The organism is Aliiglaciecola sp. LCG003 (assembly GCF_030316135.1).
GTDB lineage: Bacteria > Pseudomonadota > Gammaproteobacteria > Enterobacterales > Alteromonadaceae > Aliiglaciecola.
Window position 1 is genome coordinate 4,330,466 of the sequence record NZ_CP128185.1, and the last position, 23,151, is coordinate 4,353,616.

Annotated in this window: 20 protein-coding genes; 6 read left to right on the forward strand and 14 right to left on the reverse strand. The window is 42.5% G+C overall.

Annotation, left to right across the window (positions count from 1 at the left end):
• Positions 1-111: 111 nt before the first annotated feature.
• Positions 112-882 carry a class I SAM-dependent methyltransferase gene (locus QR722_RS18960; RefSeq protein ID WP_286284569.1) on the forward strand — a complete coding sequence of 257 codons (771 nt, stop codon included), beginning with the start codon at positions 112-114 and terminating at the stop codon, positions 880-882.
• A 271-nt stretch (positions 883-1,153) separates the two neighbouring features.
• Entirely contained in the window at positions 1,154-1,870 is a 717-nt protein-coding gene (locus tag QR722_RS18965; protein WP_286284570.1) for a PEP-CTERM sorting domain-containing protein, read from the forward strand.
• A 67-nt stretch (positions 1,871-1,937) separates the two neighbouring features.
• On the opposite strand, the gene tusA is transcribed toward QR722_RS18965, so the two are convergent.
• Genes tusA through rph form a run of 3 tightly spaced genes read right to left on the reverse strand, consistent with a single transcriptional unit; the run spans position 1,938 to position 3,566 of the window.
• Complete coding sequence (gene tusA / locus QR722_RS18970; RefSeq protein WP_286284571.1) at positions 1,938-2,201, reverse strand: sulfurtransferase TusA; 264 nt, start codon at positions 2,199-2,201, stop codon at positions 1,938-1,940.
• Positions 2,191-2,832, reverse strand: coding sequence for an orotate phosphoribosyltransferase (gene pyrE / locus QR722_RS18975; protein ID WP_286284573.1), 642 nt, complete (start codon positions 2,830-2,832; stop codon positions 2,191-2,193). Before pyrE ends, tusA begins: the two co-directional genes overlap by 11 nt.
• 20 nt (positions 2,833-2,852) lie before the next feature.
• Positions 2,853-3,566, reverse strand: a complete 714-nt coding sequence (gene rph, locus QR722_RS18980) for a ribonuclease PH (protein WP_286284575.1) — start codon at positions 3,564-3,566, stop codon at positions 2,853-2,855.
• 253 nt (positions 3,567-3,819) lie between these two features.
• On the opposite strand from rph, the gene QR722_RS18985 reads away from it, so the two are divergent.
• From QR722_RS18985 to QR722_RS18995, 3 genes are all read left to right on the forward strand, one after another.
• The gene (locus QR722_RS18985; protein ID WP_286284577.1) at positions 3,820-4,683 is read left to right on the forward strand and encodes a YicC/YloC family endoribonuclease; all 864 of its coding nucleotides are present in this window, start codon (positions 3,820-3,822) and stop codon (positions 4,681-4,683) included.
• Positions 4,684-4,857: 174 nt separating this feature from the next.
• The gene (locus QR722_RS18990) at positions 4,858-6,072 is read left to right on the forward strand and encodes a tyrosine-type recombinase/integrase (RefSeq protein WP_286284579.1); all 1,215 of its coding nucleotides are present in this window, start codon (positions 4,858-4,860) and stop codon (positions 6,070-6,072) included.
• 296 nt (positions 6,073-6,368) lie between these two features.
• On the forward strand, positions 6,369-8,252 hold the full coding sequence (locus QR722_RS18995) for a hypothetical protein (protein WP_286284580.1): 1,884 nt from the start codon (positions 6,369-6,371) through the stop codon (positions 8,250-8,252).
• Between the two features lie 254 nt (positions 8,253-8,506).
• On the opposite strand, the gene QR722_RS19000 is transcribed toward QR722_RS18995, so the two are convergent.
• The 5 genes from QR722_RS19000 to QR722_RS19020 form a co-directional block, all read right to left on the reverse strand.
• Positions 8,507-8,728 carry a helix-turn-helix transcriptional regulator gene (locus QR722_RS19000; protein ID WP_286284581.1) on the reverse strand — a complete coding sequence of 74 codons (222 nt, stop codon included), beginning with the start codon at positions 8,726-8,728 and terminating at the stop codon, positions 8,507-8,509.
• Positions 8,721-8,981 carry a helix-turn-helix transcriptional regulator gene (locus QR722_RS19005; RefSeq protein ID WP_286284582.1) on the reverse strand — a complete coding sequence of 87 codons (261 nt, stop codon included), beginning with the start codon at positions 8,979-8,981 and terminating at the stop codon, positions 8,721-8,723. The genes QR722_RS19000 and QR722_RS19005 overlap by 8 nt, the downstream gene beginning before the upstream one ends.
• Positions 8,981-10,705: a DUF927 domain-containing protein gene (locus QR722_RS19010; protein WP_286284583.1), complete on the reverse strand. Its 1,725-nt coding sequence runs from the start codon at positions 10,703-10,705 to the stop codon at positions 8,981-8,983. The genes QR722_RS19005 and QR722_RS19010 overlap by 1 nt, the downstream gene beginning before the upstream one ends.
• A 484-nt stretch (positions 10,706-11,189) precedes the next feature.
• Entirely contained in the window at positions 11,190-11,567 is a 378-nt protein-coding gene (locus tag QR722_RS19015; RefSeq protein WP_286284584.1) for a hypothetical protein, read from the reverse strand.
• Positions 11,568-11,615: 48 nt separating this feature from the next.
• Positions 11,616-11,825 (reverse strand): hypothetical protein, encoded by a 210-nt coding sequence (locus tag QR722_RS19020; RefSeq protein WP_105167653.1) that lies wholly within the window; start codon positions 11,823-11,825, stop codon positions 11,616-11,618.
• A gap of 118 nt (positions 11,826-11,943) precedes the next feature.
• Between QR722_RS19020 and QR722_RS19025 the strand changes: the two genes are divergently transcribed.
• A complete protein-coding gene (locus QR722_RS19025; protein ID WP_101566470.1) occupies positions 11,944-12,213 on the forward strand; it encodes a helix-turn-helix domain-containing protein in 270 nt (89 codons plus the stop codon).
• Positions 12,214-12,231: 18 nt separating this feature from the next.
• Here the strand turns inward: QR722_RS19025 and QR722_RS19030 are convergent, their stop codons facing one another.
• The 6 genes from QR722_RS19030 to mads1 all read right to left on the reverse strand — a co-directional run bounded on the left by QR722_RS19030 (position 12,232) and on the right by mads1 (position 22,810).
• Complete coding sequence (locus tag QR722_RS19030; protein ID WP_286284586.1) at positions 12,232-13,098, reverse strand: phage integrase N-terminal domain-containing protein; 867 nt, start codon at positions 13,096-13,098, stop codon at positions 12,232-12,234.
• Positions 13,099-13,938: 840 nt separating this feature from the next.
• Complete coding sequence (locus QR722_RS19035) at positions 13,939-14,619, reverse strand: M48 family metallopeptidase (RefSeq protein WP_286284587.1); 681 nt, start codon at positions 14,617-14,619, stop codon at positions 13,939-13,941.
• Position 14,620: 1 nt separating this feature from the next.
• Entirely contained in the window at positions 14,621-18,595 is a 3,975-nt protein-coding gene (locus tag QR722_RS19040) for a type I restriction endonuclease subunit R (protein WP_286284588.1), read from the reverse strand.
• Between the two features lie 60 nt (positions 18,596-18,655).
• The gene (locus QR722_RS19045) at positions 18,656-19,894 is read right to left on the reverse strand and encodes a restriction endonuclease subunit S (protein ID WP_286284590.1); all 1,239 of its coding nucleotides are present in this window, start codon (positions 19,892-19,894) and stop codon (positions 18,656-18,658) included.
• Positions 19,887-22,556 (reverse strand): N-6 DNA methylase, encoded by a 2,670-nt coding sequence (locus tag QR722_RS19050; RefSeq protein ID WP_286284591.1) that lies wholly within the window; start codon positions 22,554-22,556, stop codon positions 19,887-19,889. The genes QR722_RS19045 and QR722_RS19050 overlap by 8 nt, the downstream gene beginning before the upstream one ends.
• 74 nt (positions 22,557-22,630) lie before the next feature.
• Positions 22,631-22,810, reverse strand: a complete 180-nt coding sequence (gene mads1, locus QR722_RS19055; protein ID WP_286284592.1) for a methylation-associated defense system helix-turn-helix domain-containing protein MAD1 — start codon at positions 22,808-22,810, stop codon at positions 22,631-22,633.
• Between the last annotated feature and the right edge of the window lie 341 nt (positions 22,811-23,151).

A 23,151-nucleotide genomic window follows, 5' to 3' on the forward strand; every position in this document is an offset into this window, starting at 1 on the left:
GATAATGTCACCAATATAAGCTGTTAGGGTGTGAACAATAATAGCTTTTATCCGGCCTTTGATCCGGAAGCCCACTAAGGTCGTTTAAGTATAAAAAACAGGGAAATGAACATGAAATTACGTAATACCACAATTACCTTAATAACGGCTATGGGTTTAACCCTTAGCAGCGCATCGGCTTTCGCCGAGCATCACAGTATCGCGGATAAAGTTAAACAGGCAATGCAAAGCGACATTCGGACCGATGCTGAAAAAGAGCGGGATGATAATCGCTTACCGGCTCAAACCTTAGAATTTTTTGGTTTGCAGGAAGACATGCGCATTTTAGAACTGATCCCAGGTGGTGGTTGGTATACTAAAATTCTAGCCCCACTGGTTGCCGAAAAAGGTCAATATTATGCAGCTATGGGAACGAGTGGCATAAAGGAACGACTAACCAATACTGCTGGCTTTGAGAAAATTCAGATCGTTGCCGAAGATGCAAAATTATGGCGTGAAGAAGGGGACAGATTTTATTCTCTCGATTTAAATGGGTTCGGTGTAAACAATATAGACATAGTGTTCACCTTTAGAAATTATCACAATTTCAATGCCCAAGGCCGAGCAGCAATGAATAAAGCCGCCTTTGAAGCGCTCAAGCCCGGCGGAATTTATGCGGTTGTGGACCACACTGCAAGACATATGGAGCCGATGAACGGTGCGAATCGTCGCCGCGTCGATCCGGTATTAGCCATCAAAGAAATCCAAGCGGCTGGTTTTGAGTTTGTTGATTACTCAGACATACACTACCGTCAAGATGATGAATTAGAATATGAAGTAGGCGCCAAGTCAGTGACCGGCAACACCGATCGTTGGACCATGAAGTTTCGCAAACCTAACTAGCCAATTCCTTGCTAGTCTAGATATTTAAATTTTATTGAGCAGGGCTGTCGGTCATCTTCACGGCCCTGACTCATTTAGCTCAAAAAATATGCAGCCAGTGTCGAGCTTTTTAACATCATACTTCCCATAGCGCAAAAAAATGAGTTAACCCACTGATATATAGCCATTAAAATATGGCCTGATATTTGCTTTGTCAGTGTATGAAAAAAAATTATCTCCGCCTCAACCACCTCTAATTTTTCTTGTATCAGTTAATTGTTAAGGAAGTAAAATGAAAATCAAGTCAATCAAAACATTGTTAGCGGGTCTACTCGTCTCTTCTGTGTTGTGCTCAGGTATAGCTAATGCCACCGTAATCACAGGATCCTTTACAGGTACAGATGCAGGCGAAGGACTAGATTTTCAAGGCCTGTTTGACTATGCAGTAAACGTACGTGGTCCTGGTGGCATAACTATTGGTGATGCCAACTTTACCGATGATAATGCTGCTGGTGTGTCAATTTTTGCAGCAAATAACATACTCAATTGGCACAATGCTAGTTATGGCGCATCTGCCGATGATGACGGTCTTGAAACAGTGATGCGTTCTATTCGTTGGAGTAACGCCGGAACTGATGTTGTCCGAGTCGACCTTGCGAATCTAGTGATTGGAAACGACTATTCACTGCAGTTATTATTTGCTGAAAACTGCTGTAGTCGTGGTTTTGATGTTTCTGTTGAAGGTCAACAAATCGTAGATGACTTTGCTCCTTCGGTTCAACAAGGTGGCATTGGGGTTAACTCTGTTGGCGCATTTGTACGTTTTGACTTCACAGCAACAGATGAAACCTTGAATATTGCAATGGGTGGCAGCGCAGCGGGCTTTCCTGACAATAATCCAATCATCAATGGCTTAACTTTGGAAAATACCACTCAAGTACCAGAGCCAACCTCTCTTGCCATTTTAGGTCTAGGGTTATTAGGACTTGGTTTACGCAAACGTCGTTAATCTAGTCAGCGTTTAATTTCCACAAAAAAAGCCGCTTTCGCGGCTTTTTTATTGGTCGTCAATAAAACTACAAACCTTTTCGAATCAAATATTTGTATGGGCTAGCGTCAGTGTAAGCCTTCACTAACGTATGATTCATAAAACGACAAAAGCTAGGAATATCGCGAGTGGTAGAATGGTCATCAGCAATAATACTTAGCGTTTGCCCGTCATCCATTCTGCGGATTTGCAAACGTACCATCATCACAGGCTCTGGACAGCGTAAACCCAAAGCGTCCAAATGTTGATCGGCTTGGGCGAACTCGTCTAATCCCTCGTTACTAGATCCCATAATCCTGCCGGTATTGTTCAATATTGGCCAAGTGGGCTTTCATTTCCGGTTTATCTTGTAGATATTCGACTAAATCGGACAAGCTAATAATCGAGATCACTTGGGTATTAAAATCCCGTTCAACTTCTTGAATCGCAGAAAGTTCGGCTTTGCCTTTTTCTTGGCGATCCAGTGCAATCAACACTCCGGCCAAAGTCGCGCCATGGGCATCAATCAACTGCATTGATTCACGAATAGCCGTACCAGCAGTAATCACGTCATCCACCAGCATGATCCTGCCTTTAAGTGGACTGCCAACCAAAGTGCCGCCTTCACCATGGGTTTTAGCTTCTTTGCGATTAAAACAATAAGGCGTGTCGACATCATGTTTGTCAGCAAGGGCAACCGCGGTGGTGGTAGCAATGGGAATGCCTTTATAAGCAGGGCCAAACAACACATCAAATTCTATCTTTGAGGTGATCAATGCTTGAGCATAAAACTGGCCCAATTTAGCTAAATCACCGCCAGTATTAAACAAGCCAGCATTGAAGAAGTACGGACTGTTACGGCCAGACTTTAACGTGAATTGGCCAAACTTAAGGACCTCACGTTGCAAGGCAAACTCAATAAAAGCTTTTTGATAATCTTGCATAACCAGACTCTCAAGTTGAATTAATTTAACGCGCTTTTTTGAATATCGAACAGCTCACGTAAACCGTGTTTGGCTAGTTCTAGCATCTCGTGCATTTCTTCAAAGGTAAAAGGTTCGCCTTCGGCCGTACCTTGTATTTCAATCAATTTACCGGTATCCGTCATAACAACGTTCATATCAGTTTCAGCGTCAGCATCTTCTACATATTCTAAATCAGAAATCGCGTTACCTTTATAAACACCAACCGATAATGCTGCAATCATGTGCTTCAACGGATTGGTTTTTAATATACCTTTACTGCGCATCCATGTAAGTGCGTCAACCATAGCAACACAAGCACCGGTTATAGAAGCCGTGCGCGTGCCACCGTCAGCCTGAATTACATCGCAATCTAGCGTGATCGTATTTTCACCAAGTAATTTCAGATCAACCGCTGCACGCAATGAACGGGCAATTAAGCGTTGGATCTCAAGTGTACGTCCGCCTTGCTTACCCCGGGCAGCTTCACGACCAGAACGTGTGTGGGTTGCGCGCGGCAACATGCTGTATTCAGCAGTGATCCAGCCTTTACCCTGACCTTTCATAAAGCGTGGTACGCCTTCTTCAACACTGGCATTACATAACACTTTAGTGTTGCCAAACTCGACCAATACTGAGCCTTCAGCATGACAAGTAAATTGACGGGTAATAGTAACGGGACGGATTTGACTGGCAGTTCTTCCACTTGGACGCATGTTTACACTCCTAATTGATATGGCGCAGGATTATAGCCTAACTAGCGCCAATGTTGCAGCAAGTGCACAAATAAAAAGGTAACTATAAAAATCCGCTGTTTTGGTGATTTTTGCCGAGTTGCATCGATTTGCCAGCCGGTTTGTAAGAAGAAATGACTGAATGACTAAAAGCGCTCTACAATTTTGCTCAATTGCGAGTACTATATGCAGCAAATAGTTGTCTAAAAAATAATTTAAACCTAGAGGATTTCCTATGATTTACAGCATGACCGCATTTGCCCGCAGAGAAATTAAAGCCCAATGGGGAACTGCTGTTTGGGAAATACGATCAGTAAATCAACGCTACTTAGAAACCTTTTTTAGATTGCCCGAGCAGCTTCGCTCTCTTGAACCCATGCTCAGAGAACGTTTTAGAAAAAGCCTCCAGCGCGGTAAAGTTGAATGTTCACTGCGGTATGTGCCAAATGACGGCGCGGTAGGCAAACTGAGCCTGAATGAAGAGCTTGCCAAGCAACTTATGCATGCGGCAGATTGGGTGCAATCCCATGGCCAATCAAGTGGTGTTAATCCGGTCGACATACTACGTTGGCCCGGCGTTATCGCCAGCGAAGAAACCGATATGGATAGCGTGCAGACCGACGTGATGCAAGCATTCGACGAAACCTTAAAAGACTTTATCCAAGCCCGCGCCGCTGAAGGGGCGAACATGAAAACAATGATTGAGCAGCGCCTCGAAGGTATCGAAGAACAAGTGAAATTGGTCAGCGCCAGAATGCCAGAAATAATCGCATGGCAAAAAGATCGACTGCTTAGCCGCTTCGAAGAAGCCAAAATTGAACTAGAAGAGGGCCGCGTAGAGCAAGAAATGATCATGCTAGCCCAAAAAGTTGACGTAGCCGAAGAGCTAGACCGACTCAATTCCCACATCGGCGAAACCTACAACATCCTCAAAAAAGGCGGAGCAGTAGGCCGCAGACTCGACTTCATGATGCAAGAATTCAATCGTGAATCCAACACCCTAGGCTCAAAATCCATCCACACCGACATCACCCAATCAGCGGTAGAATTAAAAGTCCTAATAGAACAAATGCGCGAGCAGATCCAGAATATAGAATAAAGCTCACTAGCGTTCACAATAACTTATAAACACTTGAAAAACCTCGCTTTATAGCGGGGTTTTGTTTTTTATGGTTCCGTATTCTTTCATTCTGTTTCATCCAATTGGTGAGTATTGTGGTGAGTATTTTTCACTGCTAGTCTCAAACTACTGGTGAGTACAAGAGGTGAAAAAATGCCAAATTTAACAGTTAAACAAGTCAACATACTTGCTAAAGGTCAGCACAGTAAAACATCCGATGGCAATGGGTTGTCCTTCGTCGTTCCAAAGCGTGGCGAACCTTACTGGTCCCTGAGATATACCTTTAACGAAAAGAGGAGGGAAAAGTCGCTGGGTAAATTCGGGCAACTGACACTGGCTGAAGCTCGTGGTGAGGCTGAAACAATCAGAGCCATGCTAAGAGAAGGCGTTGATCCACTATCATTGAGCTCCCTCACAAAGAATACTGGAATGACTTTTGACGAGTTATTTCAAGATATGTACGAAAATAAGCTTCTTAAACGATTAGAAAGGCCTGACATTCCAAAAAGCAAATATGACAGAGAAATAGCCAAGTTCATTGGTCACCTGAAAGTTGAGCAGGTCAATGCGTTTCACATTCGAGATATCTTAAATATCATTACCGATAGTGGTCGGCCTACAGTGGCGAATGATGTACTCGACCTCCTTAACAATCTTTTTAAACATGCAATTCAGCTGAATATTACACTAAACAATCCTGCTTCAGCTTTTAGCTACAAAGATGCTGGAGGGCACGAGCCATCTCGGGAAAGAGCATTAACTAATGTTGAAATAGAGCAAGCATTCAGCATATTTAGGAAATACCCTGAGTCCTTTACTCGCGACAACTATCTGGCATGCTGTTTGTTAGTGGTTTTGGGAGTACGTAAATCTGAATTAATTCAAGCACCATGGCATGAATTCGATATAGACAACGCGGTGTGGCATCTCCCAAAAGAGCGTACCAAGAAAAAATTTAGAGCAATCAAAATCCCATTACCACCACTAGCTATCGAATGGCTGAAAGAACTAAAAGTTCGCTCACATGGCTCAGATTATGTATTTCCGGCTAGACGTAAGAGCAAAAAACCATATATGGGCCCTGATACCATCAACAGCGCTATTAATTCACTGTTCGGTATAGACAAAAGTAAGAAAGTCCCACCGCCAAACCGTATGGGTGATTTGGAACATTTTAGAGTTCACGATCTTCGTCGTACGTTCAGGTCTATTGGGTCAGAGCTAAAGTTTCAAGACGATCATTTAGAACGTTGTTTAAATCATCAAATCAGTAAGTTAGATGTAATTTACAACAAACATGACTTCTTTGAAGAGAGAAAGGTTATTCACCAAGCAGTATCAGTCACTTTGCAGCCTCTTCTTCAGTGATGAAGAGGCTGCAAAGTCCAAACAGTTAACACTCAACAATCTCAAATGTCTCTTTTCACTCGAATAAGGTGGATTAGACAAAATTTCTTCTGACACTTCACATCACAGAGCTTGACCTAATCTGGCTGTCAGCCATGTGCCAATAGCTGACTATCGTATTTTAGATTTTGAATGGCTGCTGTGTACGTAAAGCGGAAGTTTTATTTTCTATCCTTAGAGTGTAATCTAGCTTGAAAGGAGGCCGACCTTGCATGGTCGGTATAATACGCTGTTATTCGAATAAAGGAATGTGAGCATTGGAAGAAGTAAAATTACTTGCCTCAGCCTCAGTTTTACGCGTCATTTATGATGAAAAGAAGGATATATATGACGTTTTGGCTGAATTTATTAAGCAAACAATAAGCGAGCGTTCAATTTCTGCCTTTAGCTCCATAGAATGTGTCAGATATCTGGATGAGGACTTTGGTTTTTTGCTTCCTGAGGCAATTGTGAAAAGTTGCCTGAGAAAGCGCCTAGTTAAAGCAGGGCTCATCACTCTAAATAGCGGAATATATAGTGTTGCAGAGAATTTTATTTCAAGTTCTACATTCAATTCCGATTTTCAAAAATCTCGTAATGATTATGATGAGATTGTCACAAGAATTCATAGGTTTTGTAATGATAATGGATTACTTGGCATACAAAAAGAGGACGTCGAGAAAAGCCTAGAAACCTATCTAACTCGTCCAGATAAAAACGATAAACTTGCTAATGAAATCGCGAATTTTATCATTACATATGAGAGTGAGTCTGGATTTAAAGATAAATTAGATAGGATCGAGGAGGGGTTGATTCTTTATACCGGAATTCGATACTCCCCAGACTTATCTACATTAGGTAGCTGGAGGGGTAATTTAACAATATTTTTGGATTCTGAGCACCTCTTTAATGCAGCCGGCTTGAATGGAACTTTGTATAAATCTCTATTTGACGACTTCAATGATTTAGTATGTGAAGTCAATCGAAATAAGAAGGGGGGCAGAATAGAATTAAAATATTTAGAGGAAACATCCAGTGATATTGAATCATTTTTCTATGCCGCAGAAAAAATCGTTGGAAGACAAGGCACTGTTGATCCGTCTAAAACGGCAATGATAAATATATGCAATGGCTGTAAATATCAAAGTGATGTTTTAACCAAGAAAGCAGAATTTATGACCAGTTTGGCTCGGCTTAAAATAAATCAAGAGCCTCGTACGGATTATTATTCCCTTCCTAACTATAACGTAGAAGGATCAGATGTCCTTCAGAGACTAATTGCTGAATTAGCCGAAACCAGCGCTAAAACTGATGATATTTCTTCAATCCTCAAAATATTTACAAAGATTAATGTTTTAAGAAAAGGTGAAAATAACGTTGGTATTGATCAGATTTCATCAATTTTTCTTACGGAGAGTTGGCTACCACAAAGGATGGCTTTTTCAAGCTGTGTACACGATGGTAATGGTGCAATTCCGTTTGCAACTAATATTGAGTTCCTAACCGAAAAATTGTGGTTCAAGTTAAATAAGGGGTTTGGTGGTAAGTCAAAGATGCCAATTTCTTTTGATCCGGTTATCAGAGCCAAGATGACTATCTCCAATCAAATAAGCAAGTCTGTATCAAGTATATATCGAGATCTTTCTGATAAATATGCTAAAGGGAAAGTTGATAAAGATGTATTGGCAAGAATTCATCATGAAATATACAAAGCCCCATCTAGGCCCGAGGATGTTTCGATCGCATCAATTTCAATGGCACATGACTTCTTAAATGACTCATATATTGAAAAGGTTATAAATGAAAAACACTTGCTTGAAAAGCAGGCTTCAGATGGTCAACAAGCCATTTCTGAACTGGCAGCATTAAAGCATCAAGCAGAGCTTCGGAAGCGAGAGCCTATCAAGGCTGTTGCAAGACGCCAGTATACTGGTCTCAGGGTTTTAACTTACGTCATTATTCCCCTTGCCCTTATTTATGCGATGGTATCTTTATACTCTCCGTCAGATACATCACTCTCAGTAATATTTGGTCTGGCAAGCTTCGTCAGCCTTGTTATTACTATTTTCAGGCCAAAGAAAATCGATAGATTTTATTGGTCTCTTTCAAAGTATTGGTATAAAAAATCGGTCAACAAAGCATTGCAGCGTACAAGCCGCTGAATGCGGTGTTACTGAATGACCGGTTATGGAAGACACTACTTGAAAGTAAGAGAACACTACTAATGAACGTCCGTTGTTTGTCTAAACCAGACCTTGGCGGCAACCATCGAACGATTGCAATTCGCTCATAGCGGTCATCAATCAGAAAAAACCTAAATGTCACATTAGGTCACGCCCAAAAACTAACAGTGTCAGATCGTGTATGAGCCAGTACAAATAACGCTATTTTTCCAGCATTAACATAGTGCTATTCATTAATTTCCATTTATCCAAAGCAAAATATCAGACAACAACCAGCGGGCTTTTCCCTTACTAACGCTGGAAGCAGGAGGGGTCTCTCCCGCCTTTTGCATGCGCCACCAGGTAGTGCGGCTTATGCCGGTTTTGCGGCAGCGTTCAGTCTCGCTTATCAAGCGCTCTTCTTCACCGTAAAGTTTTAAAATGCCCGCTCGTTTTTCAAATAGTTCGTTATTCATGTTCGTCTCCCAATTTCACGCGATTCTTTAGTATCCAAGCTTCAACTTCTTTTCTTTTAAAAAAGGTTCGCCGCCCTCCAAGCTTGTAACATGGCAAACCATCCCGTACTTGTTGACGCAAGAAATTCGGGCTCAGTGCTGTGTACTGAACACATTCATCAAATGTCAGGAACTCTTTGCTATTGAGCGCTACTTTGCAAAGTTGGCTTTCAATAACGCCTTTTATTTCGTCAAATAGTTGGTCAGTAAGCATTAGTAATTCTCGCTCTGGGAAACTGGGAAAGTGGGATTTAAATTACTATTCAATGAGTTATCATTTGGATAAAAGTGGGATAGATCCACATTTTCACCGCATTCGCGACATATTTTCTCTGGAAAGAACTTAATAAACCGCTTCCCTCCTATTTTAAATGTACGACGCGTTCTCTCATTTGAAATGGCCCAACCTTTTTGAAGCATGTAATGTAATAATTGAGTGTATTCATGAGCAACGGATTCTATTACTTCCGATTTGAACAGCTGCTGAGGGATGAACCAAGTCAGCTCAGGCTCTGATTCGAAGAATCCAATGCTCCCATTATGGGACTCCCCCCGAGAACTCAGGCTATGCCGCCACTTATTGATTAGCTTGATAAGCTTCTTAATAATTTTCTTACTTTCTGAATTTTCGGTGCTATTTCGGTCATCTAACCAAATTGTTGCTACTTGTTCTAATGCATCTTTAGCTTCACCCAAGTGCCATGGCAACAGCCCTAAATTAATGGCAATTTCCCCCGCGGCAGCTAGCAGTGCAAATTTATCTAAAACGTTATTAGCTTGGCTCTCTATGTTTTTTGGCCAAGGCCATTCCTCGCGTATGCTTTTAAACTCTTTTATTATTTCATCTTGCGGACAATTAAATCTCGATAGGACTTCCAACCATGATTTGATAAAAGTTCCGTGATATTTATTAACGCTGGCTGATAAATATTCAGCAAATTCCTTTGCTGAAGGAAACTCATGAGTATTTTCAAAGGCATCATACGTACAGAAAGTTGGTACCTCTATCAGGCGAACAGACTGACCAGCGCTCACACTCTGGTTAATACTCAGGAAAAGCTCCTCAAGAGTTAGCTCTCCTGTACTAAGCAAAATAGTGCGCCACCGATACCGTTTGTCTAGTCCACCGTTTTTTGTGCTTCTAAGCTTTGATACACCATTACATAAGTGGTAAATCAGTCGATCCATTTCATTTGCAGGGCACTGCTTAAATTCGTCCAAACAAAGCAACATGTTGTTTCTTGCCCGTGCAATAGACTCAATCCCGTTTGAAGTCGAGCTCCAAGTTTCCCAGTAGGTTTGATCTGAATAAACACTGGCAGCCACTTTCATGACTGTAGACTTGCCAGACTTAGAGCTCCCAACAATCTGTATTCCAAAGCTTTCCAAATCTGTCCACTCGACAATGGGGGCCGCTAGGGCTGTACACACAGCCATAATCAAGATTGGATTACCTCGGCAGTATTGGGCGACATGTTTTTGCCAATCCAATAGAGAGCCTGACTCTTCTAAACTAGCACCAGCAAAATCACCGACATAGATAGCAGGTGTCTCGTGTCGACCTACGCTCCAATCTGGTGTCACAAACTGCCCGTTAATCCAACCACTTTGTCTTGCACTGTAGGCATGCAATTTACATGGAGCCTCAATTAGGTGTGCTAAAAGTAACTCCCAAGATCTTTTTTCAGGAGATAGTTGAAATCCAGAGTTCATCAACCGTTGTTTAAAACTTGTTGCTGAGCCTTCGCACACTTCTCCCATAGTGAGTACTTCTCGAATTGTTAGACCAAAGTAGTTTTTCCATTCTATAAGACGACCAAAGTCTTCTCGCTTGTTGGGGGAAGACACAATTGCCTTAACCTCAATTGGCCCAGATATTTTTTTCTCTTCACCGCTACTACTGTATGAGTAGATACCATCAGCTTTTGCTTTTAGCATGAATTTTACCTCTCAAAATCAACGCATTTGTATTACTTGAATCATTGAGAGTTAGGTTGACACGGTTTGAGACAGGTTGGATCGAAAAAGCCCACCTTACTTTTGATGGGTTTTTCAAGCCTTTAAAAATGCGGACTTAGCAAAATTAGAGGAGTAATCTTTACTCAAAATGGGGGGAGGAAATGCTGGTTTTGGGCGTTTTAAATTAGGCATGCCTAATTCTTTCGCTAGAAATATTGGAAATCAGTCGATTTTATTGAGCTTGTCGCGATTAAAGTGAAATAGCACAGCAAAAAATATCACCACTGCCAGAACCAAGGCACATCCTGTAAGCAAAGGAGCCATAACTATATTCTCCCCTCTTTAATTGCTTCAAATAGGTCATGTTTTAGTTTGTCGTACTGGCGAGTAGCGCTAATAGCTAAAACCATCAGCACCCACATTTGAAACCATTCATATGTTGTCATAGCAGTTCCTATTAATTTTAATGCCTAGTAATGCCGGTAAACACGTCACCTTCCCAATTACACAACTCGATAACCCAATTACTGATTTGCTGTCGCTTATTAGGATTATAGCCAGTAAACGGGAATGTTATTTTGGTGCTGCGCGCTTTAAATTGTGAAAAGGGCTCCCGTCTTATATCCCAGACAACCCCATTTTCGTTGGTTACATCGAACACAAACGCCTTTTGAGATATTAAAGTGAGTAACATATCCTCTTCAGTCTGAACATCCTTATCAAAAGAAAGGCCTAGTGGCTCACATTCGACTTCAATACCACACAGTCGATGCTTAATCTCAGCCAGCGCGGGTAAAAAGGGCCATAACACAGAGTTATTAATCAGTTTTTCTTCGTTCATAAAAGCCTTTCCTCAATTTGGCATGCCAAATTGGGCTGTAAATTAGCTCTAGTAATAAGTGTCGTATAACTCGCCTCGTGCCTGAGCATCCTCAGCCTCTTGACGAGTCATATGTTCGCCATCAGCGATAATATTACCCATACCATCATCAAGCTTATCGAGTTGTTCATTTTCCGTAGATGATTGATCATCAGCCGTAAATATACTAATCAACAAGTAGATAACCCCTACCGACACACACACGAAAGTTTCAAGCATAGTCATTTCCTCCCAAAAAATTAGGCATGCCTAATTTTGTTGCTAAGTATTCCTTAGTATCTAGATTCAATTAAAGCTAAGAAAATCTTAGTTTTCAAGAGCAGATGTCTTACACCAATTGAAAACTAATGATGGTTCACCGTTTCCAACACGGCTAAAGCAAGCAAGAACAAGACTCGGTCTGTCCCAGAAGCAGTTAGGAATAATGGCGGGGATGGATAAGTTTGTTGCGTCTGCTCGTATGAACCAATATGAACGTGGTGTTCACACTCCAGATTTCAAAACGGTAGTCGCGTTGAGCGGTGTTCTAAAGGTGCCAACTGCCTTCTTGTACTGCATTGAAGACGAGTTGGCTGAAAAGATATTGGATTGGTCAGTAAGCGGATAAAATTAGGCATGCCTAATTTTAACTGCCCAAGTAAGCATAGGTTATCTTCAAACGTTCATGACCTAACTCTTGGCTAATTTGCTCACGGACTTTGGTATCGTGCTCATAATCAGTGGGCGACAGCTCTCTTCTATGCGGGCCACCGTCGGCAGGGCATTTCCAACCTGTAAGCTCTAAATAACGCTCCCTTGCGTAATGGTGACGTAATCCGTGATTTTTATTTAATCCAACTCTGATGGTTTCGCGATCATACTCCCCCATTTGTAATTTGTAATTCTTATCAGGTTCGATAAGTGCGCCTTTAGTAACAGCAGCTATATCACGAATAAGCTGTCGTTGGGATTCTTTTAAAATCGGAATTTTGCGGTATTTGCCACCCTTAGCCCATGAGCCTTTTATTTGTAGAGTGTTAGCGTCTATCAAAGCATAGGATAAGCTGAATTTCATACACTCCTCTTTTCTAAGCCCAAACTCTTGCTGCAAACGCAGGGAAAGCTTGATTAAGTCACTCTTGATCTTGGCATGCTTATCCATATCTAACGTTTTTGACTTGCCAATGGGGTTGTTGCGAACTCTTGGAATGCCGTAATCATCATTGCTACGTGAACAGATATTAGGTTTACCTATTTTTTCGGCAATCCAACGCAAGGCCGCCATTCTGTTTTTTATTGTTTTTGCTGCTAGACCTTCATCTTGCCAACGTGTAACAAGATGATTGATATGCTTGGTTTTAAGGCCGGTCGGGTCTTTTAATCTATAACCATGTTTGAGTAGCTGCTTTGCAGCAAGGTTTAATACTTTGCTACGGGTAGCTCTAGTGCTAAAGCTACTTTCGCGGTGAGTGTCGTTCACCATTTGATGAAGACGATATCCTAATTGGCTCATGTCATGTTCCTCATAAATAAAAAAACTAATTTTTGAAAGTATTGAGAAAAACACCAAACCGAAGACCAGGGGGCGAAATGCCAAAATAGGTAAGTTTTAAAGCCATATGAACGGTGCGTAACCGAGCATATTGTCATAAGACATAAAGGCTAACTGGTCTAAAGCAACAAAGCTGAGCCGTGTGATTTCTGTTGAAATACAGCGCGAACTACTGTGGTTTATATTTGTGTTGTTTATAGTGGGGTGGTCGTGTGACCCATAATGCTGCGAATGCAGCTCCTCAGGAACGTGTTGCGGGCAGTGGATACGCCCTTTTTCTTGATGCTCATGTCGAGCTAGTTCATAAATAAAATTATCACAGTAATCAGAAATTGCAACACCTCTTTGACGCGCTCAAATCTCCATCCCTCTTCTGGCCCTGCAATTTTTCAAGGCGGATTGGGTATCGAGGCATCATGAGCAGTGGCCTCGACGAGCGACTCTGCGAGTCGTCCCTACCTCTTTCGAGTAGGGACGACTCGTCGCCAATCCGCCTTCAAAAAAACCCCGGCAATCTAACCTGGGTTTTTCCAAACATTATTTTTGGAAAGGGTTTATCTTTGTAATTGGCAGCGCACACCGCGATTCGTTATCGATAGTAACGGCCCACACCTGGGTGCATGAAACAGGGCTATGGTGCATCAGGGTGCGACCCTGGAGGCGAGTAATCCATCAGACGTTAGGGTTTATCGTCTGTAGTCTTAGAGGATAGTCGTGTAGTTCCTACACGCGCAGCCCATTATATTGGGCTGTTTTTCTTAAGAATTGGTGTGTGCTGCTTTTAAAAAATTGACATTAAACTTACAAATCCATTCCCGCACCATTATGTCGCAGCCATGAAACGTGTTTAGAATAATCGGGAAGTACCTTGTCTACCTCATTCCAAAATGCGGGGCTATGATTTAGATGTCTAAGGTGAGCTAACTCATGCACAACAATGTAATCAATAACAGCTAAGGGAGCCATCATGCATTTCCAATGAAAATTCAAATCTCCTACAGGCGTACATGACGCCCACCGGTGTTGAAGTTCCAGAACTCGGATCACTCCGTACTTTACACCCAACTTTGGTGCAAAATGCGCTACACGATTACGCAGACGTTCCACGCCTTTCTTCTTATAGAAGTCCTTAAATAAGTCAGCACCATCTTGAGACTTGTCTCTTCGCATTAAAAAGCATCCACTTTTCAATAACAGACTATCTTGCTGCTCATCCACTAATTTCAATCGATAATTGCATCCTAAATACGGAAAGCCTTCACCACTTACAAATTCTCGCTCAATTTTAGTTCGGTTAAGGTCCTCCCACTCAGCTAAGTTCCGATAAATCCAGCTACGTTTTTCTTCAAGAATCCCCTCTATTTTTGTCAGGCTATAACTCTCTGGCGCTAATACAGTAACGCAACCATCTCTTTCAATGAAAATACTGGTGGTTTTTCGCTTACTCTGCTTCAAGCTGTATTTGATATCTTTATACTTCATATTAATGAAGCTTCTTACTTTTTAGCTCATCGCGCTCTTTTATTGCTTTTTCTAACTCTTCCTCAGACACGACACCATAAATGCCAAACGTTGGCTCAATTCGTTCACTCTCCACTCTGTGTACTTCCATAGCTCCTGGAAGCATTAGTGGAAGCTCTGAGATTTTTTTAAAGAGCTTTTTAAACGTAGCTACTGCAATATAAGTGGCAACATTGCCGATTACGCCAGTTAGTGCAGCCATTTGAATATACGCTACAACATCAAAATCTTGACTACCTCTTCTTGTCTGCTTTAAGGCAATAAGCGGAGTCTCAAGACCATCAACGCTTAATTCTTTTTGAAGAGCAGAAACAATATCCGAAAGAGCATTTTGTGACAGCGATGACATTAGATCATATTCGGTTTTCACTTCATAAGACATCGTGCTCTCCGATGATAGAGCTGCTGGCGCATTTGGAACATCAATATCAGTTCTTACCGTCACCGAAGCTACCCGAATGAACTGCTCATACTGTTCAAGCTCACTCGCTAAATAAAGCTCAACACCACAAACTGAATATTTAAGCATATCCAGTATCCTGCGATCATCTTCTATAGTACCTGTAATATTAAGATCTTTAATGGATTCTATAAGTCTCTCAATTCTGATAGTCAATTCATGATCAGATAGGAGTAGTTGTTCCCGCCTACGTGCTAGTGCTACTACCTCAATAGTAAGTTGCTCTCTTGCATCTTTAAGCTCTGGGACTTTACTCAGAATAAAATGCTTTTTTATTCTTCCTCGCAATTGAGATACCAGATCTTCACGCTCCCAGAAATCCAAACTCCCAATATGCTCTCCTAGCTCCTCCATAACGGCTTCAGCACATGCCCTAACTTTATCGATGTGCTTAACCTTCTGACCATCGGGGAAAGCAATACTAGTGATTAGGTCAAAAAATGGATCGACCACTCGAGCGTTTGGTCCACGTCCTACGTTAATTTGTTCGCGAAGCGCGCTTAACTCAATGATCATTTTGTCCCAGTTTCCTGAGTGCTTTTTGATCACCTCTTCGAGCTTTTCACTCATTTGCTTGTAAAACGCAGGATCATCTTCAGCATTAACTTTGCAGTGCTTTCGAATCGCGTGCTCCATTTCACTGGCTTGAGCGCGTTTACTTTTTTCCTTCCCGACGTTATTCATAAACTCAGGACTAAATAGGTCAACAGGATCGACTTTAAGGTTAATCCCTAAGCTAATGAGATGTTCACTAACTAGGCTACGAATTTTCTCACCTACACCATGAAAACTCATACTGCTATCTTGATAACGTTGGCGCGCTTTCGCCTGGATATGCACAAATTGGTACATCGGCGTTTTGTAAGGGTCAGCCAATGAGTTCGGCATGATGATGTCCATACTCTGAAGAAACTTCTTCAAAAACACGTTGAAGTTGTCACGCTGGCGAGGGTCTTCTAAAACAGCAATAGCCTGAAGCTGAACTTGATAATGTTCATCCACACTTAGCTTCTGATTCACAAACGCTTCGATGTTGTAAACCTTGAGTTCAGTAAACAGCTGAAGCAATCGGCGATAACGACTTTCTAAAACCGGCACTTCACTATCTATGTTTTGCAAGCTTTCCAAAATATCGTCTTGGTCATCCTGCGAGTACATCGACAGCGCTTCTCTAAGATGATTAGCTAGCCCTATATAGTCGACGATATAGCCGCGTTTTTTCTCCTTCGCAGTACGGTTCACGCGAGCAATGGTCTGCAATAAGTTATGTTCCTTCAACTTTTTATCGAGGTACATCACCTGCTCAATTGGCGCATCGAAGCCTGTTAGCAGCATGTCGCAGACAATTAGAAAAGCAACGCCCGTATTGGGTTTGCTGTGATCAAACTTCTTCTTGAAATTCTCGACTGCTTTTAGCTCTTTGGCTTGCTTTCTGGCATAAGTGAAAGACGCTGCTTCATTGGTGTCATCACTAGAAATCACAACCGCCGTTTTTAAAAACTCAAGTCGCTCAAGCCAAGCTTTATCAATACATTGCTCTGGCTGCTTTTTATATCGCTCTATTTCTTTCGCCAACGCTTTTTCAATGTAGGTTCGGTAATGAATAGCCGCTCGTTTGGAAGAGCACACCACCTGGGCTTTAAAGCCCGCTGGCAAAATCTGCCTTATGTAGTGCTTTACTAAATCCTCAGCTATTTCCTCAATGCGCTTTTCTGCTTCAAGGATATCCCCCTCCGCACCGTATTTTTTACGGATCTCTCTTAGCTCTTCTTCCGTTCTGTCTGCAAAGAGATCTTCAAATTTGGTATCAAACCCCGATTTATCATATATCGCACTGTCAGCAGTTTTACCTTCGTAGAGAATTTTTAACGTAGCGCCATCATCGACAGCATCCTGAAGTTTGTATTTGTCGATATAGGCTTTTTCTTGGCTGACGCCAAAACGCTTCCAGGTTGGATAAGTGTGGTGCTCAGCAATGAGCGGTGTTCCCGTGAATGCCACTCGGGTTGATTTGGGAAAAGCATCAAACAGATTGTCCGAAAGGCTAGGGCGATCTTTTCCGCCGCGCTGGGTTCGGTGGGCTTCATCGACCAAGATAAGTACTTTCTCAGTGCTATTTATCACACCAAAAGGGCGATGCATGACAATTTCTGCGTCAAAATCTGCTTCTAGCTCTTCAATACGCTCAACATCGCCAGCTTCTTGTGCTTCTGCGAGATTCTTAGATAACAGCTTACGCACGGATTCCGGTAGGAAGCTGCTGTCTTGCTCGCGAAACTTATGCACCATTACCATATTGGTGTTTGAAGTGTCGTTTGCCAGCTTATCCCTTGCATCTTTAGTGCTTTTGATCTCCACCACAGTATCGCCTATTAACGCTGCGGTATTGGTCAGTTGTTCTTCCAGGTCACTCCGGTCGTTAACCATCAATACCTTGTAGCTTTTCAGTTCTGGATGGCGACGGAGCTTCCGTACCAAAAACACCATGGTTAGACTTTTTCCGCTTCCCTGGGTGTGCCAAACCACGCCCGAACGCTGAATCCCTGTTTCCCCCTGCTCCATACGCTCGATGATTTTTTTCACTGCACGGAATTGCTGGTAGCGGCAAATAACTTTTACTCGAGAACCATTATCTGTATCCATAAATAGGGTAAAGCAACGGGTGATATCGAGTAGTCTTTGTGGCTCAAGCATACCTTGAACTAGCCGTTCTTGACTGCGGTGGGTGCCGATTTCCGATGCTATGTAGGGCTTTGTATCTGGGTAGATAGTTTTCCAGTTAAAATAGTAATCTTCATTTGAGGTAATGGTGCCCACTTTACAATCATCACCGTGGGTGCTGATCATCAACTGATTAGTAAAAAATAGAGCTGGCTCACCCTCTCTATATTTACTGTGTTCCGGTTCACGTAAGTCTGCATAACGGCGCAGTTGCTCTATACCTGCGGCCATTGGGTCACTACAGTGTTGAGAGTGTAATTTGCTTTCAATCACTACAAGTGGCAAGCCATTAATGAACAATACAATATCAGGGCGAATATGCTCTTTGCCGAACCCTGGGGTATCTACGCGGAACTGATTTATGGCGGTGAACGAGTTGTTTTCCCAGTTATCAAAATCAATCAGCTTAACAACAGGGTCTTCTTCGCCGGTTAACTCGTTACGGTCGAGCTGCCACTTATGCAGACGGCCAATAAACTCCTCATTGGCCGCCAGCAATTTCTGAGTACCAAAGTCGGTGACATTGTCCAGTAATACATCTAGTTGGCTATCCGTTAGCCATGGTTTACCTTCATCGGTAGTGTTGATGCGATGCACTGCGGTTTTAAAAATGTTTTTTAAAATGACTTCACGAAAAGAACTGCGAAAGCTGGTAGTTGGATCGGTAGGTACACCTTGCCCTAAATCCGTCACATCCCACCCCATACTTTTAAGCTGGTTTAGCAGGGGCTTTTCAACCAATTGGTACTCTGACATTGTTTGCTATCCTTGTAGCTGTCAGCGAGGCGTTTGCCTGCCGACATTTTTTATTTTTTGTTATACGGGTACGGAGACTTTGCCTGTTAGGAGGTCTTGCATTAGGCCTCGTTTGACTGAAATACTCTTCGACTTTTCCCTTTTGAGATCAGCAATAACTTCGTCTAAAGTATCGATTTTTGATGCTATTAAGATTTGCTCTTTTTCCTTGGGGATTGGACAACGAAACGAGGCTATTGTAGGTAAATTGATACCTGCTTTTGCACCGGAATCATTGTTTTTTTCAAACTGACCCTGCCCACACCGAGACGACAAATAATTACCAATAAATCTCGCATTTTCACCATCAGTGGATAAGCGAATTAGTGCCGTATGTTGGTTAATATAGGCTCTCCCCATATCCTCAGGGACAACACCAACAATACCTAAATCCGCAGTAATCGAAATAAGAATGTCACCAGGCTGTAGCTGGGTTCTTTCCCCCTCAGAGCCACCGCCGATATTGACATATTTAACGGAATTCCAACGAAAATTCACATGCTCACGAGTAAGATTACTGATCCGAACAAAAAGATCGCCCTCCGAAGAGTAAAACTTAGCCCAGTCTCTAGAGCCGCTTGTTATCTTTTCTGATATATCTCCAAGTGTTTTTACATCCCACTCCTTAGGCAACATCCCCAAAGGTGTTTTTTTATAAAGCTCTGGCGCCTCTTCAAAAGTTGGGCGCAGGGTTTTGGTTTCTGGGTCGATACCTCGGCTAAACAAATCTGCCATCATGCCTTGCTTGATAGCAGTGTACTTGTCGATAAGGGCTTGAGTGGCGTCGAGTTCAGAGTTAAGGCATTGGATTATATCTGTGACTTTTTCGCCCACTCTACGATTCTTTGGCATAGAAATTTTCATTTCCGAAAGATCTTTTGCGCAAATAGCATCAAACGTTGAACCTTGAGCACGACGATGAAGAAAACTAGCTGATATAGTGAACGCCTCCCTCAAATATATCGCCGAGACAATATTGCTTTTAACCGCAGCTAACCCTCGACCAATACAATAATCTTTGTCTGCAACATTGGTTGTACCAACAGGAGCCCTAACACTAACTAATAAGCTACCTTCTTTAGCAACCTTTCCAGGAGACGTACAAAAAACATCAGTCTCAGGATAGCTACCTGTAAAGTCTCCACAACCTTGCAAGAAAGGGATGTACCTATCATCATCTATATATGTTTCAGAGTCTGGCGATTGCCCCATCGTAATCGCAGCAACTTTCCCTAGTTGCACCCATTCAAAATCACTCATAACCCAGCTCCTTCATAAAGCCAGCCAGCTTACTCGCTTCCTGCTCTCGTTTAGCAATAATACTCTTAGCTGTGACTTGGTATTTGCGATGTAGGTTCTCGATTGCAGCGATACGGTCAAGCAACAAGGCTCGCACATAATTTTGGTATTGGCGATCCAGCGCAGTTTTGAATCGTTCTAGAATCAGCACTTTAGCCTCTTCATCCGTAATATCATTACGTGCTATCTCAAGCAATTCATCACGGCGTTTTTCTGTTTCCTTGATTTCAGCGTTCAGTTGCTTTAGCTCATTCTCCAACTCTTTGTGTGCTGTCAACTTGGTTTCAATCGCAATTGCTTCAGCCGCAGCTTGAGTACCTCGTCGCGCGTGCTCTTTGATCAGTTCAAAGTTATCCAACTGAACGCCGAGTTCATCAGCGAGTGTAAGTATTTCGCTATGAACAGCAAAGTTTAGGTCTTTGCCCGTCAGTCCTTTTGCAAAATCCCCTTGCTTGATACCTTTGGGAAGTTCAGCACTGTTTTTCAGCTGTATATACGCATCTTTGATTTGGGCTTTCAGCACTGCCAGACTAGTTTTGATCGTCGCTTTGTAACTCTTCAGCTCTTCTTTAAGCTGTTTGACGTACTCCGACGGCAGCGCAGGATTTTCATCGGTCGGCTCGTAATCTTCTTCATCTGCTGCATCCACAAAAGCTTGTAGTGCGCTGATACGCGATTGCTTAGCTTCTAACTCTTCCACCACATCCGCGCACTGACTGGCGAATATCACTTCGTCGGGAATGAGTTCAGCATTCCAACCGCTCGCAGCAACAGATTTAAAATCTGCTTCCAGGGTTTTAAACCAATCCGCCAACGCTCCACGTACCTTGTATTGGTTCAACAGGTTGATAGGCATTAGGTGCTTCTCAATGGTATTCAGGGATTCGCGGCGCAGTGCAAATACTCCTTTATCACCCAGCTTTTGATCGCCTAGTGCTTCAAACCCCGCGAAGTCCTGTTTCCAACCATCCAACGCTGCTTGGAAAACAGCATGCTTTTTCTGTACTGCGGGGAAGTTTTCAATATGAAGTTTGAGCGATGACAGTACTTCAAACTCATCGGCAAAATCTTGTAGATCCTTGTCAGAACGTGGAACGAACAGACTTTCTTTCAAGCCGGGATAATCAGTCCAAGTGCTTTTCAGCGCGTCAATTTCTGTGGTTGGAATACCGCCGTTTAAATGGGCTTTCACGTTTTGAGGCTCAGGCGCTGGGCTGTTATCGACATAGCGGCGAATATTGAGGTTATAGTCTTCACGAGCCAGTTCATCTTTGTGAACCAAGCGTGCATATTTTTCGATGCTTGGGTGCTTTTCACCTTCCAGCATCGCTTTATAAACGCTGGTGATTTTCTCTATGTCTTCAGGGCGAAGGCTGTTTTGGTTTTTGCCTTCACGATATTCGCGGTCAGCGTTAATAAACAGCACTGAATCGCGGCTTTCGCGCCCGGCTTTATTGAGTACCAACACACAAGCAGGAATGCCGGTGCCGTAAAACAAACCTTGTGGTAGGCCTATCACCGCTTCCAGAATGCCTCGCTCGATAAAATCTGCGCGGCATGTACGCTCTTCTGCACCACGGAACAATACGCCATGAGGCATCACCACGGCAGCTTTACCGTTCGCTTTGAGGGTTGCCACCATATGCTGCACAAACATCAAGTCAGCTTTCTTGCCAGATTCAGGCATAAAGGTGCTAAAGCGGTCTTTAAATTTCATTTCCGCTTTTTTGTAATTTTGAGAGAACGGAGGGTTCGCAATCACACGGTCAAATGAACGAAGCTCACCGTCTTTCGTTCTGTGAAGAGGATTTGCTAACGTATCTCCATTTTCAATATCTGCACCACCTGAACCATGTAAGATCATATTCATCTTACAGATAGACCAAGTCCCACCATTATCTTCTTGACCAAACAGGTGGATGTTTTTGACGTTGCCCCCAGTTTCCTCGACGTAATTACGACTTTGGATGAGCATACCGCCAGAACCACAAGTTGGGTCATAGATCTCCATACCCTCTTGAGGTTCAAGTATTTCAACTAATAAACGAACAACTTCAGCTGGTGTATAGAACTCTCCACCTTTTTTACCTGCGCTATCGGCGAAATATTTAATCAGGTACTCATAAGCTGCACCAAGTAGGTCTGGAAACTCGAAGTCATCGTTCGACAAAGGAATTTCGTTAAAGTGTTCAATAAATTCAACTAAGCGGGTATCAGGAATTGGCTTCTTACCCGCTTGTTTGTTGAAATTTATATGTTTGAGAACCCCTTCTAACCCTTTTGCAGTATTCCGCTCTTCTAATTCTTCAAGTGCCTTCTTTAAGCCAGATCCAACATTTTCTTTAATGTGTTTAATATTTTCCCAACGAGCTCTTTCTGGAACATAAAAATCAAACTGCTCTTCGTCTTCTAGCAGAAGTTCAATTTCATCATCGTCATGCCCTTCTTCCTTTAGCTTGCTGAATTTCGCTTGATAGTCTTTATGGAATTGATCGGACATACGTTTAAGAAACAGGATCCCGAATATGTATTCCTTGTACTCGGAGGCATCCATTTTTCCTCTTAGGATGTCACAGGCCTTAAATAGTTTATTAGATAGCTTAGCTAGAGTTAGTTTTTGCATAAAATTTCCGCTGTCGCTCGGTATGTCCAAGCAAGCTTTTGTTATCAGGTAGAAGGGGTCAGATGTATAAAGAGTTAAGTATTTTGTTTCTTTTTCTCTTCAATCCATATTTCTATATCCTCACGCTTAAAACGCCACGAACCACCCACCTTAAAGCCAGGTAATTGGCCTTCATTAGCCAAGCGATAAGCGGTTTTTTCGGCCAACTTTAAATAAGCAGCTACTTCTTTCAAGGTCAAAATTTGGTCTGACATTTCAATACGTTTACCTGAATATGTATATAAATGAGAGAATATGAGAAAATTGGGGAATAGACAATGGTTAGATAGCCCTAAACCACTTCGTTCAAATCCTGTAAAGCCATAAATCGGAACCCCGCAAGCGGGGCCCCCTTGCTACGCAACCCTTCGGGCGATTTCTAGCTTGACTGGCTTTTCTCTGCGTAGTCTGTTTTGGCCATGAGGTATGGCGCGCCTTTAGGCGGCAAGCGCCTAAAACTTACCAACCTCATAGCAAAAGGGGCTTCTATGAAATCTATGGACTTTATAAACAGGGCTAAAAAAGTAGAATTTGCTGATATAGCAAGGTCGGCGAA

Coding starts and splice junctions, on each gene's coding strand:
- QR722_RS19040 (WP_286284588.1), bottom strand. CDS start 18,595: ATGTCAGAGTACCAATTGGTTGAAAAGCCCCTGCTAAACCAGCTTAAA.
- QR722_RS19050 (WP_286284591.1), bottom strand. CDS start 22,556: ATGCAAAAACTAACTCTAGCTAAGCTATCTAATAAACTATTTAAGGCC.
- mads1 (WP_286284592.1), bottom strand. CDS start 22,810: ATGTCAGACCAAATTTTGACCTTGAAAGAAGTAGCTGCTTATTTAAAG.
- QR722_RS19010 (WP_286284583.1), bottom strand. CDS start 10,705: ATGCTAAAAGCAAAAGCTGATGGTATCTACTCATACAGTAGTAGCGGT.
- QR722_RS18990 (WP_286284579.1), top strand. CDS start 4,858: ATGCCAAATTTAACAGTTAAACAAGTCAACATACTTGCTAAAGGTCAG.
- QR722_RS18965 (WP_286284570.1), top strand. CDS start 1,154: ATGAAAATCAAGTCAATCAAAACATTGTTAGCGGGTCTACTCGTCTCT.
- QR722_RS19020 (WP_105167653.1), bottom strand. CDS start 11,825: ATGCTTGAAACTTTCGTGTGTGTGTCGGTAGGGGTTATCTACTTGTTG.
- QR722_RS19030 (WP_286284586.1), bottom strand. CDS start 13,098: ATGAGCCAATTAGGATATCGTCTTCATCAAATGGTGAACGACACTCAC.
- tusA (WP_286284571.1), bottom strand. CDS start 2,201: ATGGGATCTAGTAACGAGGGATTAGACGAGTTCGCCCAAGCCGATCAA.
- QR722_RS18985 (WP_286284577.1), top strand. CDS start 3,820: ATGATTTACAGCATGACCGCATTTGCCCGCAGAGAAATTAAAGCCCAA.
- QR722_RS18960 (WP_286284569.1), top strand. CDS start 112: ATGAAATTACGTAATACCACAATTACCTTAATAACGGCTATGGGTTTA.
- QR722_RS19005 (WP_286284582.1), bottom strand. CDS start 8,981: ATGCTTACTGACCAACTATTTGACGAAATAAAAGGCGTTATTGAAAGC.
- QR722_RS19045 (WP_286284590.1), bottom strand. CDS start 19,894: ATGAGTGATTTTGAATGGGTGCAACTAGGGAAAGTTGCTGCGATTACG.
- QR722_RS19035 (WP_286284587.1), bottom strand. CDS start 14,619: ATGAAGTATAAAGATATCAAATACAGCTTGAAGCAGAGTAAGCGAAAA.
- rph (WP_286284575.1), bottom strand. CDS start 3,566: ATGCGTCCAAGTGGAAGAACTGCCAGTCAAATCCGTCCCGTTACTATT.
- pyrE (WP_286284573.1), bottom strand. CDS start 2,832: ATGCAAGATTATCAAAAAGCTTTTATTGAGTTTGCCTTGCAACGTGAG.
- QR722_RS19015 (WP_286284584.1), bottom strand. CDS start 11,567: ATGAACGAAGAAAAACTGATTAATAACTCTGTGTTATGGCCCTTTTTA.
- QR722_RS19000 (WP_286284581.1), bottom strand. CDS start 8,728: ATGAATAACGAACTATTTGAAAAACGAGCGGGCATTTTAAAACTTTAC.